Source organism: Sporosarcina sp. ANT_H38, from assembly GCF_008369195.1.
Classification (GTDB): Bacteria; Bacillota; Bacilli; order Bacillales_A; family Planococcaceae; genus Sporosarcina.
The window spans coordinates 723,555-735,907 of the sequence record NZ_VOBC01000001.1; the positions used below are offsets into that span (position 1 = coordinate 723,555).

Consider the following 12,353-nt stretch of genomic DNA (forward strand, 5'->3'; position numbering starts at 1 on the left):
AGTCGCCACCTTCCGCTACAATCAACGAAAGTAGTCCGAAAGATTGACGGACAATAAGTTGATAGATGAATTATATTGTTCGTCTTTTCACAAGATATAAGTAATTGTGAAATTGATTCAGGTGCAATATGAAGGCGCAAACCTTATTTTCCATATACTAACCCTTTACATGAGCACGTATTTATACATACAATAGGTATTACAATCATTTTTGCGGATAAAGTCGGAAGGGGTAATAGTATGGCGAAAAATCGTGACATGACGGCAGAAGAAATATTTACACTAGTTGCCTCATATATGAATGAAGAACACGTTGAGTTCGTCAAAAAAGCATATGAGGCAGCGAAAACTGCACACGAAGGACAGCACAGAAGTTCAGGTGAGGTATATATCATTCACCCTGTCCAAGTTGCGGGTATTCTTGCCGAATTGGAAATGGACCCTTCGACAGTTGCAGCCGGGTTTCTACACGATGTTGTGGAAGATACGGACATTAGCAGGGATGATATCATCCGAGATTTTGGCGAAGAAGTGGCAATGCTTGTCGATGGTGTGACGAAACTTGAGAAATTACAATATAAATCAAAAGAAGAGAAACAGGCAGAAAATCACCGTAAAATGTTTGTAGCTATGGCACAGGATATCCGCGTCATTCTTATTAAATTAGCGGACCGGCTTCATAATATGCGAACGTTAAAACATGTCCCAGAGGAAAAACAACGACGGGTTGCGGCTGAAACGCTGGAAATCTTCGCACCTCTTGCCCATCGGTTAGGGATATCGGCCATTAAATGGGAACTGGAAGATACAGCATTACGTTATTTGAATCCTCAGCAATATTATCGAATAGTCAATATGATGAAGCGCAAACGCGTCGAACGAGAAAACTATTTAGCAAATGTTATGGAACAAGTTAAGACGGAAATTGGAGAGATGGAAATAGACGCCGATCTTTCAGGTCGTCCAAAACATCTTTACTCGATTTATCGCAAGATGGTTATTCAAAAGAAGGAATTCAATGAAATCTATGACCTTCTGGCTGTCAGAATTCTTGTTTCAAGTATTAAAGATTGCTATGCGGTTCTCGGAATCATCCATACATTATGGAAACCGATGCCTGGCAGGTTCAAAGATTATATTGCGATGCCGAAACAAAATCTTTATCAGTCCCTGCATACGACTGTTGTAGGACCAGCCGGTGATCCACTTGAAGTTCAGATACGGACGGAAGAGATGCATAAAATTGCTGAATTCGGAGTTGCGGCTCACTGGGCATATAAAGAAGGAAAATCAGTAGCTCAAAATCCGAGTGATATTGATTCGAAATTAACTTGGTTCAGGGAGATACTCGAATTCCAGAATGAATCCTCTAACGCAGAAGAATTCATGGAGTCATTGAAATTCGACTTGTTCTCGGACATGGTTTATGTCTTTACGCCGGATGGGGACGTAATTGAACTGCCAGCAAGTTCCGTTCCTATTGACTTTGCCTACCGTGTCCATTCAGAAATCGGAAATCGGACGATTGGTGCAAAAGTGAATGGCAAGATGGTCCAGCTTGATACCGAATTATTTACAGGTGATATTATTGAGATTTTGACATCGAAGCAATCGCTTGGACCAAGCCGTGACTGGTTGAAAATCGCCAATACATCTCAGGCAAAAAATAAAATTCGGCAGTTTTTCAAGAAACAGCTTCGGGAAGAAAACATCCTGAAAGGCCGGGAAATGATTGAAAAAGAAATAAAATCGCAAGAGTATGATTTGAAAGAAGTACTCTCACAAGAAAATATTAAACGCACTATCGAAAAATTCAGCTTCACTTCCGAAGATGATATGTATGGAGCAGTTGGATTTAATGGTATAACGGCTCAGCAGGTCGTTAATCGTTTAGCTGAAAAATTACGGAAAGTACGTGAACAACAAGACACAATTGACAAAATCGTTTCGGATATGAAATCCCCTCAACCGGATAAAATGACTGAATCAGGTGTTATTGTTAAAGGTATTGACAATTTGCTAATCAGGCTATCGAAGTGTTGTAATCCTGTACCAGGTGATGAAATCGTAGGATTTATCACAAAAGGACGCGGTGTTTCCGTCCATCGTACCGACTGCCCTAATATTGTGGTCGGAGATGATGAGAATGACAGGATTATCGACGTGGAATGGGCCATTGGACCTTCTAGTTCAAGGAAAGAGTTCCTGGTCGATATCGAAGTGTCAGCTTTCGATCGTCAAGGGTTGTTGAATGAAGTGATGATGGTTGTTGCCGATACGAAGACACCGATGGTTGCGGTAAGTGGCAAAGCGGACCGTGATAAAATCGCCCGGATTCATATGACGATTAAAATTACGGATATTGCACATTTGCAAAGAATTGTGGATCGGATTAAACAAATCCGCGATATCTATTCTGTGGAACGTGTCATTAATTGATTGGAAGGTGTAACTGATGAGAGTTGTGTTACAACGATCGGGCCCAGCTGCTGTTCGGGTTAATGGAGAGACCACGGGTTCTATTGATAAGGGCTACGTGCTTCTTGTTGGTGTAACCCACTCGGATAGTCAAGAAGACGCTTCTTATCTAGCGAAGAAAATTGCAGGCCTGCGTTTATGGGAAGATACTGAGGGGAAGATGAACCATTCAATCCTTGAAGTAGGAGGAGATATTCTTTCAGTATCCCAGTTTACTTTGTTTGGGGACGTGAAAAAGGGACGTCGTCCAAGTTTCATAGAAGCGGCAAGACCGGAACAGGCGGAACCACTTTGGGAATTCTTTAACCGTAAATTGGAAGAAGAAGGATTGAGAGTTCAAACAGGTATTTTTGGCGCAATGATGGATGTCGAGCTCGTTAACGATGGTCCTGTGACGATTATTTTGGAATCGAAATAGGGGAGTTGGGTAATGAGTCCCATTGGAGATGCTTCAGCTACCCTTGTTAAGGCGCCTTCGCTCAGTTAATATGGGTCTCCATTTGTTCAATATCACATTGTTGATTAACAAAAAATAACCAGTAAATTAATGCTTACTTTTGTGATGAAGGCCTAGGCATTCTATATACAGGTATTATTGGGTCGCTTTAGACTGAACGGCTACTACACCATTACCGGTATTTCTTGCTAAGTAGGGATGCGACAAAGTCGCATCCCTACTTAGCTTTTTCGTTAATCGTATTGCGGTCTTTCGTCCGTCGCTCTCCAATGCTACAGGTATAATAAGTGCAAAAGCTTTTGGGAACGAATGAATAACCACTATCCTATCAATAAAGGAGCAACCAAAGATGCAATTTTGGTTGCTGAATCCTTTTGTATAGCATTTCTTTTTCAATTTTAAGGAACTCTCACTTTCTATATGGCATTACACTGTTACAAGTATTATCTTTGCTGAAATTAGTAAGGAAGGCTTTATTAAAAGCGATAAAGTGCCCGAAATTTCATTTTCGGGCACTTGCAACTTCTATAGAAAAGTAGCTATTCTTTCATCTTCCAAAGTTGTTGCATTTTACACTTTAATATTGTAGGTACGCGGCGGACAGATAGTCGCGATAGAATTATCAAAAGGGATGTGGCTGGAAATGACGGAGTCATTTCCAGCCACATCTAACCCCAGGTAAATTTGTCGTGACCATTCTGTCCAAAGCGAGCCGTAAACTTACAAGTACAAGTGAAAATAGGTATTCTACCGATTTTATTACAAGTAATCATCGTATCTATATGGCTAATTAACAGATCTGGTTCAATATATAAAGGACCTTCCCAGGTATTGGGAAGGTCCTTTTGCTAGTTAATTTTCATTGAAATAGTCGAGTAATCCTTGATATATACCATGAGTTGCTCGTTCACGGAACATGTCGCTTGTGACTGTCCGTTCCTCAGCAGAATTCGATAGGAAACCAAGTTCAATCAAAATAGCATTTTGCCTATTCTCACGAAGAACAAGAAAATCGCCAGGCTGTGATCCCCGGTTCCGTAGATTAACTGAAGAAGCAAGTCCTTCATTGACTGAAGACGCAAGCGCATGTTGATGTTGGTGTGAGTAATACGTCGTAAAGCCTGCTACGCTAGAATCGGGATTGGCATCATAATGGAGACTGATGAAGGCATCCGCGGCATGCTGATTGCTGATAGCAACTCGTTTTCTTAACGATACATAAGTATCTGTTTCACGAGTTGTAATGACATTAGCGCCTGCTGCTTTCAATTTAGCTGCTAATAATTCGGAAGTAAGAATTGTAATATCTTTTTCGTCTGTTCCTCGAGTCCCTGTCGTGCCGCGGTCATTACCGCCGTGTCCAGGGTCAATCACGATAGTAAGCCCCTTTAACGTGCCGGCAACGCGTGGAATTGATTCTTTCATAACGGGTTCTGTTAAGGATGAATCATCGCCCGTTGACACAACCCATTTAGCAATAAATGCGGGATCTCCTGAAGGTAAAGAAATTTCATACCAGTCGCCGTCTTGTTTTACAATTGGAAACTTTTCTCCTGCATCAGCTCGAGCAGCAATCTGTGAAGAAGTCGTAGCGGCTTCACGGATATTCGTCCCATTCGACAGGATCGTAACTGTTCCAAGATCGGTTTCTTCAGAAGCCTGTTTTCCATTCGAAGACAGAGTACCGTGGAATGAGTAGACCCAACCTGATTCGTTGTCATCTAATGAAATCTGTACCCAATTGCCATTGACTTCCTTGATGGCATAAGATTCACCTTGATGAATGAGTCCAATTCGCTTGGAGGAAAGATCAGCATTCTTTCTGACATTGAGCGCATCAACCGAAACGGTAAACAACTCGGGTGAAGAAGCTACTTTCTCTGCTACAGGTTCAGTTTCACCTGTTAACTGTGTAATATAGTCTGTATGTACCCAACCGTTTGTACCGTTAAAAGTTATGGAGGCCCATTCGCCATCCTGTCCAGTCATAACCGCTTCATCCCCAGCAGCCATCCGACCGAGTACTGCCGAGCTACTGGAAGGACTTGACCTCACATTTAACTGGTTGACCTGTGATACGATCGCAGTACTTGTCCCGTTAGAATGATCTGCGGATGCAGTTAGCCAAGATGCAATCCACCCTGAGCTGTTGCCGAGCTGGATTTGGTACCAGTCTCCCGAGGTAGAAATTACATCTACTTGTTCACCTTGACTTAGCGAGCCTGTCACAGAATATGTAAGGCCTGGACCTGAGCGGATGTGTACCGAATTAGCATCAACCGTAACGGACTCCGTATTTGCATAAATCGTCGGAGTGTCATAGGAAAAGCTGAATAAAAGTATGTATGCAATTAACCATTTGCTCATTTTCAACAAACTAGTATCCCCCTTTTATTTCATTGTAGAAGTTTTTACTGAAAAAAACTACAATTAATCGAAAAAGGTTGACACTATGATACAGAATCTTTAAGATGATGATTAATTAACAATTTAAATCACACGGGTAGTACGTGTTATATTTACGCTAAAGACATGGAAAGTAATTGTATAATTGACTGACAAGAGAGGGACGGACGTGGCTGAAATCCATCCTACAGCGGTTTACAATGAATAACACCATCGAGGCTCTGTGCTGAACGATCTCAATTCAGTAAGTACAGACGGAACCGGCCGTTATCCGGTTTTAGAGTGGGCGCAAACTTTTGCGTCAATTTGGGTGGAACCGCGGAAGCTATTAAGGCTCTCGTCCCTTGCATAGGCAAGGGATGGGGGTCTTTTTTGTGTCCTACTAAGCATATCAAGGCTTCGGCCGCTCACAGGACGTGGCGTACGTAGTCTGCAATCCATAATTAGGAAGGGGAATTTACATGAATTTTAAAGTGCCAAGAGGAACTCAGGACATTTTGCCAACTGAAACATGGAAATGGCAGCAAGCAGAAAAAATCATTAACGAAGTATGCGATGTCTATCGTTATAAAGAAATCCGTACACCTATTTTTGAACAAACAGAATTATTTCAACGTCTTGTAGGTGAGACAACTGATGTCGTTCAAAAAGAGATGTACACCTTTATGGATAAAGGCGATCGTTCAATGACACTGCGTCCAGAAGGAACTGCTGCTGTCGTACGCTCCTTCGTTGAGAATAAAATGTTCGGTTATCCGGATCAGCCTGTAAAACTCTTCTACACGGGTCCGATGTTCCGTTACGAGCGTCAGCAAGCAGGACGTTATCGTCAGTTCGTTCAATTTGGAGCTGAAGCTATCGGTAGTGCAGATCCAGCGATTGACGCAGAAGTGATTGCGTTGGCACTGGACGTCTATAAGCGTGTGGGATTGACAAAGTTGAAGCTTGTTATTAATTCGTTAGGTGATACGGAGTGCAGAATAGCGCACCGCGAAGCGCTCATTGCACACTTCAATCCTCATATCGAAGAATTCTGCTCCGATTGCCAGTCTAGACTGAAAAAAAATCCATTACGCATATTGGACTGTAAAGTAGATAGCGGCAATCCGCTTATCGCTTCAGCACCATCCTTAGCTGACTATTTGAATGAAGCGTCTGCTCAATACTTTGCAGATGTAAAAGGTTATCTTGACGATGCAGGACTTGCTTATGAAGTCGATGCAAACCTTGTGCGCGGTCTTGATTATTATAACCACACTGCTTTTGAAATTATGAGCACATCGGAAGGGTTCGGAGCGATTACAACTTTGTGTGGCGGTGGAAGGTACAACGGTCTCGCTGAGGAAATCGGTGGACCATCTGCACCTGGTATCGGTTTTGCAATGAGTATTGAGCGTTTGCTCCTTGCGATGGCTGCTGAAGGGAAATCATTTGAAGGTGAGCCGACACTTGACGTTTATATTGTAACTCTCGGCGAAACAGCACGTCGTCCAGGCTTTAAATTGCTTGGTGCACTTCGAGCAGCTGGCATTCGGTCGGATATGGATTATATGGACCGGAAAATGAAAGCACAAATGAAATCTGCTGATAGACTGAATGCAAGGACAGTCGTACTAATCGGTGAAGATGAAGTAGCGGAAGGCGTTGCTTTATTGAAAAATATGGCTGACGGAGTGCAAGTAAAAGTACCTGTTACTGAACTGGTTCAAAAACTTAAAGAAACATTGATTGGCTAAAGAGAGGCGGATGAAGGCAATGAAACGGACACATTATAGTGGTGAATTGACAGAAGAGGTAATCGGACAAACGGTTACATTACAAGGATGGGTTCAAAAAAGAAGGGATCTTGGGGGACTAATTTTTGTCGATGTACGGGATCGTTCAGGAATCGTTCAAGCAGTATTTAACCCGAGTTTTTCAAGCGAAGCGATCGTAACGGCCGACAAACTGCGCAACGAATTCGTAATTGAGCTTACAGGTTTAGTTGTTGAGCGTGCAGCAGGCCAGAAAAATCCGCTTTTGAAAACGGGTTCGATTGAGATTCAAGTTACTGAATTGAACATTGTGAATGAAGCGAAAAACCCGCCGTTCATGATTGAAGATGAAACGGACGTGAATGAAGAAATTAGACTGAAATATAGATACCTTGATTTACGCCGCCCAAAACTTGCGAATACATTCAAAATGCGATCTGACATCACTAAAACTGTCCGTAATTTCCTTGATGATGAAGGGTTTTTTGAAGTAGAAACGCCAATTCTAACGAAATCTACACCTGAAGGCGCACGCGATTATCTTGTACCAAGCCGTGTTCACGAAGGAGAATTTTATGCACTGCCACAATCACCGCAATTATTCAAACAGATGCTGATGGTATCCGGTTTTGACCGTTATTATCAAATTGCACGTTGTTTCCGCGATGAAGACCTTCGTGCTGATCGCCAGCCCGAGTTCACTCAAATCGATATGGAAATGAGTTTCATGTCAATTGAAGATATTATTGAATTAAATGAACGATTGATGCAAAAAGTAATGAAAGATGTAAAAGGAATCGATGTTCAAATTCCATTTAAACGTTTGCCTTATGACGAAGCAATGGGCCGTTATGGTTCAGATAAGCCGGATACGCGATTCGGATTGGAACTGACTGATGTCTCCGAAGTCGTTAAAGATTCTTCATTTAAAGTATTTACAGCGGCAATCGAGGCAGGTGGGCAAGTTAAGCTCATCAATGTAAAAGGAGTAGCAGATAGCTATTCACGTAAGGACATCGACGCACTTGGCGAATTTGCAGCAGTCTACGGCGCAAAAGGTCTCGCATGGTTAAAAGTTGATGCTGAAGGTCTGAAAGGGCCTATCGCGAAGTTCTTCGAAGGGGAAGAAGGCGAAGGACTAAAAGCTGCAGCTGACGCTGAAGTAGGAGATCTATTATTGTTTGTAGCGGACAAAAAGAAAGTTGTCGCAGATACATTAGGAGCACTACGTACTAAGCTCGGAAAAGATCATGACTTAATTGACGAATCGAAGTTTAACTTCCTTTGGGTAACTGAATGGCCTTTGTTCGAATATAACGAAGAGGCACGTCGCTTCCAGGCAGCACACCATCCATTTACAATGCCTGCAGATGTGGAAGAACTTGTAGCAAGCCCTGAGACTGTTAAAGCACAAGCCTATGACCTTGTTTTAAATGGCTATGAACTTGGCGGTGGATCACTTCGAATTTACAAACGTGATGTCCAGGAAAAAATGTTTGAAGCGCTTGGATTTAGTAAAGAACAGGCGAACGAACAATTCGGATTCCTTCTTGAAGCGTTTGATTACGGAACACCTCCACATGGCGGAATTGCATTCGGTCTTGACCGTATTGTTATGCTGTTATCCGGTTCGACGAACTTGAGGGATACAATCGCATTCCCGAAAACAGCAAGCGCAAGTTGTCTGTTAACGTCAGCGCCTGACCGCGTAGATGAGACTCAACTAACTGAACTTGGCATTCGGGTTATGTCAAAAAGTAAACGATAATCAGTTGAATTGAAAAAATCAGAAAACCACTTCTGTGAAATCGTTGAACTGACTTAAGATGTATGTTATTATACAAGTAATACGAATCCTGGAGTGTTCGTTATTTGCCAATCAGTTTTGACCGAACATTTTTTCGTCGGGAGTCCGTATTTCGAGTTGGATGATATGCCTTTAGTCGGGACCTCAGAAGAATCGAATAGGACACCCACCTGCTGATAGCGGGTTCAAAGCGATACTACAAAAACGGCACATTCGGGATTCGTTACTTACATGATCATACACCCCTCTGACTTACGTGCGGAGGGGTTTTTTATTGGAGAAAATTAAAGTTTTATTAAATGAAGGGCGGAGTTTTTCTTGTTACATCAATTTTCACGAAATGAATTAGCGATAGGTACAGAAGGTGTAAGTCGTATGCGTGACATCACTGTCGCGATACTAGGTGTTGGAGGAGTCGGTTCGTTTGCTGCAGAAGCATGTGCTCGGAGCGGAATTGGCCGTATTATCCTTGTCGATAAGGATGATATTGACATCACAAATATTAATAGACAGCTCATTGCTAATTTGTCGACAGTCGGCCGTTCAAAAGCAGAGGTCATGAAAGAGCGCATTGCTGATATAAATAAAGAGTGTGAAGTCATTTCACTCCATATGTTTTATACGGAAGAGACTGCCGAAGAGTTTTTCAGTTACAAACCTGATTATGTCATTGATGCATCCGATACAATCGTTTTTAAAATACATTTAATTAAAGAATGTGTCGCACGTAGCGTGAAAATAATTTCGAGTATGGGTGCTGCTAATAAGATGGATCCTACTGGTTTCCAAATTACGGATATCTCAAAGACGCATACAGATCCGGTGGCGAAAGTAATCCGTCGCAGACTTAAAAAAGAAGGTATTTATAATGGAGTACCAGTAGTCTTTTCCGACGAAAGCCCGATTGTGGTCAGACAAGATGTTGTAGATACAGTAGGTAAGCCTGATGCCTTCATTCGGAAAGCAAAAATGCCACCAGCATCGAACGCATTCGTCCCCTCTGTTGCCGGACTCGTGTGCGCCAGTTGGGTAATGAATGATATCGTTGCGGATATTCCTATCCGACGAGTGAAAGATAAAGTGTAATTACAACAACCGCATTGAGGAGTAATTTCATGCGGTTTCTTTTTGGTTGTCACTAAAATATTAGTAAGGTTATAATAGGGTGATTGCTTATGAAAATGAACATGGATTGCTAGAAAGGATGTTTATGTGTGAATAAGGTGTTTAAGGTATTTGTATTTGGGTTAGTTGCCCTTTTATTAACAGCATGCGGTAATGTAGAAGCGGAACAGGGAATGACGGCACAAGACGTTTTCGGAAAAGCGAAAGAAGCATCTGCTAAATTGGAAAATGTGCGTACACATATCTCTTATGATGATTTTTGGAAAACAACAGCACCTGAAAAAAGATATAGTGTGAAGTATGAAATGACTTCGGATGCAATGTTACAACCTGAAACAGTTAAACAGAGCGTGAAAGTGCGACCTTTAAATGGGGATCCGATAGATGCAGAAGTGTATAAAGTGGATGACCGAGTTTTCATCAAAGATAATCCAGAAAAAGAGTGGGAAGAGTTACAGTCAGGCTCGGTTGCGGAATTGTTCAGTTCGATGATTGCAAATGTCCACCCAACCCTAAACCTAGAGTTTTTTAACGCTTTTGAGAATGATTTTGTTCTGGAACCAGTTGACTATGGCTATAACTTAAAGCTGTCATTGTCGAGAGAACAATATACAGATTTCAAAAAGATACTTATGCTATCGAAAAATAGCAGCGAAGCAGATATGGTTGTATTAAATGGTGAGTTTCCATTCATTAATAAATTCGATATTGTTATAGGGATCGATAGCAATAACTTCTATGTAACTGATTTTAAAATGACACTAGATACAACGACATACTCAATGATGCAAGTTGATGGTAATTCCCATCGAGTTAAACAGACGATCGATGCAGTTTATAGCCACTTTGATAATGTGGATGATATAAAGGTTCCAGCAGAAGTATTGGAAGCAGCAGCCAACTAAAAATTACTAAACAAAACCCTCCCAAAAGATTAGCCATTGGGAGGGTTTTGTGTATTCTATTTTCTATTATTTTGGAACATTGATTGATTAGCCGTCGAGTGCTTTAAGTGAACATCTAGAGGTATAATATAACTAATGCCGGTCATAAGTATGCCTATGGCGAGCATAACTGGGTTCATGCCGGTCATAAGTGCACCCGTGGCGAGCATAATGGGGTTCAAGCCGATCATAAGTGCGCCCATAGGGAGTATAAGCTCTTACCCATAAGTACAAGCGTAAAAAAGTATACAAAAGGAGGAATGAATGATGAGTTTATACATTACTAAAGAATTAAATAAGAAGGACAAACAATATATTGATGATGAGCTTTATAAGTTTAATTTAAAGCATTTTCCAGTAGATTTACGGGGAAGATACGAAGAAGTCAGTTTGTTTTTGAAAGACGATAATGGCGTTGTCCGTGGAGGAATACTCGCTGAAGTGTGTTGGAATTGGTTAGAAATTCATACTTTTATGATAGATGAAGATATACGCCAATCAGGTTTTGGAACTAAATTATTAGTAGAACTTGAGAAGATAGCTTTAGAAAAAGAATGTGATTTTATTAAAGTAGATACTTTGAGTTTTCAGGCACTGGGTTTTTACGAAAAAAATGGCTATCAAATATTCGGGAGTTTAGATAACGTAGGCAGAGACTATAAACATTACTATTTAAAAAAAAATCTAAAGAATTTTTAATAGTATAGAGCTGATTCGTTCTTCTATCACTCACGGATGGAGGGCTTTTCTTGAAGCCAATTGAGCTGCTTAGCGGGCTCTTTTTTCTTATGTAAGAATACCAGCGTAGTTGACGAAATGATGCGTTAGAATATGTATGGCATTTTGGATTGTTTATAATGGGGAGGTTTTGATAATGGAATTAATAAAAAATAAGTACTTTATAGGAGTTTCATGGATTTTAGCAATATTTTTATTAGTAGTATCTTTTCTAGTTATTTCAATCAGTTATTTTAATACCAAAGAAATACGTTTATTAACTTCTGGATGTTATGAAAATAGTGGAGAAGTTATAATAGAAATACATAATAATCTAACAAATGAATATTCATTCGAGTGTAAATAAGGGTGTTCTCTAATTCAAGTAAAGGGTGCTTAAATGGCACGTGTTAAGATAAGTCGACTCCATTAACAATAAGGAGTGCGACTTTTTTGCTGTAAATTGATTAATGTTGGGACTTCACTCAATATTGACAATTTCACTACTGAGTATGGAAAGAACTTATGTGGCGCTTACACGAAGAACACAGAAATGAGTAAGAAGACTTAATTATAGAAATTGAATTTAAGAAAAAATAGGCTACCCATTCTCCGCAAGATTAAAGAGAATAGGTGGCCAAAAGGGAGATTTATTTGTGTCCCAT

General features: G+C 40.8%; 9 protein-coding genes, 1 other RNA gene and 1 other annotated feature. Of the genes, 9 read left to right on the forward strand and 1 reads right to left on the reverse strand.

Annotated features, from left to right (window positions below):
• Positions 1 to 240 precede the first annotated feature (240 nt).
• The gene (locus tag FQ087_RS03485; protein WP_149579157.1) at positions 241 to 2,439 is read left to right on the forward strand and encodes a RelA/SpoT family protein; all 2,199 of its coding nucleotides are present in this window, start codon (positions 241 to 243) and stop codon (positions 2,437 to 2,439) included.
• 16 nt (positions 2,440 to 2,455) lie between these two features.
• Entirely contained in the window at positions 2,456 to 2,896 is a 441-nt protein-coding gene (gene dtd, locus FQ087_RS03490; protein WP_149579158.1) for a D-aminoacyl-tRNA deacylase, read from the forward strand.
• A gap of 891 nt (positions 2,897 to 3,787) precedes the next feature.
• On the opposite strand, the gene FQ087_RS03495 is transcribed toward dtd, so the two are convergent.
• Positions 3,788 to 5,302: an N-acetylmuramoyl-L-alanine amidase family protein gene (locus FQ087_RS03495; RefSeq protein WP_255452263.1), complete on the reverse strand. Its 1,515-nt coding sequence runs from the start codon at positions 5,300 to 5,302 to the stop codon at positions 3,788 to 3,790.
• 151 nt (positions 5,303 to 5,453) lie between these two features.
• Positions 5,454 to 5,689 (forward strand) — a binding site (T-box leader).
• Positions 5,690 to 5,802: 113 nt separating this feature from the next.
• Here FQ087_RS03495 and hisS point away from each other — a divergent pair.
• From hisS to FQ087_RS03530, 7 genes are all read left to right on the forward strand, one after another.
• Positions 5,803 to 7,077 (forward strand): histidine--tRNA ligase, encoded by a 1,275-nt coding sequence (gene hisS, locus FQ087_RS03500; protein ID WP_149579160.1) that lies wholly within the window; start codon positions 5,803 to 5,805, stop codon positions 7,075 to 7,077.
• A gap of 19 nt (positions 7,078 to 7,096) precedes the next feature.
• On the forward strand, positions 7,097 to 8,863 hold the full coding sequence (aspS, locus tag FQ087_RS03505; protein ID WP_149579161.1) for an aspartate--tRNA ligase: 1,767 nt from the start codon (positions 7,097 to 7,099) through the stop codon (positions 8,861 to 8,863).
• An 82-nt stretch (positions 8,864 to 8,945) separates the two neighbouring features.
• Positions 8,946 to 9,126, forward strand: a non-coding RNA gene (ssrS, locus tag FQ087_RS03510) — 6S RNA.
• A gap of 94 nt (positions 9,127 to 9,220) precedes the next feature.
• A complete protein-coding gene (locus FQ087_RS03515) occupies positions 9,221 to 9,988 on the forward strand; it encodes a tRNA threonylcarbamoyladenosine dehydratase (protein WP_149579162.1) in 768 nt (255 codons plus the stop codon).
• Between the two features lie 128 nt (positions 9,989 to 10,116).
• Complete coding sequence (locus FQ087_RS03520) at positions 10,117 to 10,932, forward strand: DUF6612 family protein (protein ID WP_149579163.1); 816 nt, start codon at positions 10,117 to 10,119, stop codon at positions 10,930 to 10,932.
• A gap of 306 nt (positions 10,933 to 11,238) precedes the next feature.
• On the forward strand, positions 11,239 to 11,670 hold the full coding sequence (locus tag FQ087_RS03525) for a GNAT family N-acetyltransferase (RefSeq protein WP_149579164.1): 432 nt from the start codon (positions 11,239 to 11,241) through the stop codon (positions 11,668 to 11,670).
• 175 nt (positions 11,671 to 11,845) lie between these two features.
• The gene (locus tag FQ087_RS03530) at positions 11,846 to 12,055 is read left to right on the forward strand and encodes a hypothetical protein (protein WP_149579165.1); all 210 of its coding nucleotides are present in this window, start codon (positions 11,846 to 11,848) and stop codon (positions 12,053 to 12,055) included.
• Positions 12,056 to 12,353: the final 298 nt, after the last annotated feature.

Coding starts and splice junctions, on each gene's coding strand:
- FQ087_RS03495 (WP_255452263.1), bottom strand. CDS start 5,302: ATGAGCAAATGGTTAATTGCATACATACTTTTATTCAGCTTTTCCTAT.
- hisS (WP_149579160.1), top strand. CDS start 5,803: ATGAATTTTAAAGTGCCAAGAGGAACTCAGGACATTTTGCCAACTGAA.
- dtd (WP_149579158.1), top strand. CDS start 2,456: ATGAGAGTTGTGTTACAACGATCGGGCCCAGCTGCTGTTCGGGTTAAT.
- aspS (WP_149579161.1), top strand. CDS start 7,097: ATGAAACGGACACATTATAGTGGTGAATTGACAGAAGAGGTAATCGGA.
- FQ087_RS03525 (WP_149579164.1), top strand. CDS start 11,239: ATGAGTTTATACATTACTAAAGAATTAAATAAGAAGGACAAACAATAT.
- FQ087_RS03530 (WP_149579165.1), top strand. CDS start 11,846: ATGGAATTAATAAAAAATAAGTACTTTATAGGAGTTTCATGGATTTTA.
- FQ087_RS03485 (WP_149579157.1), top strand. CDS start 241: ATGGCGAAAAATCGTGACATGACGGCAGAAGAAATATTTACACTAGTT.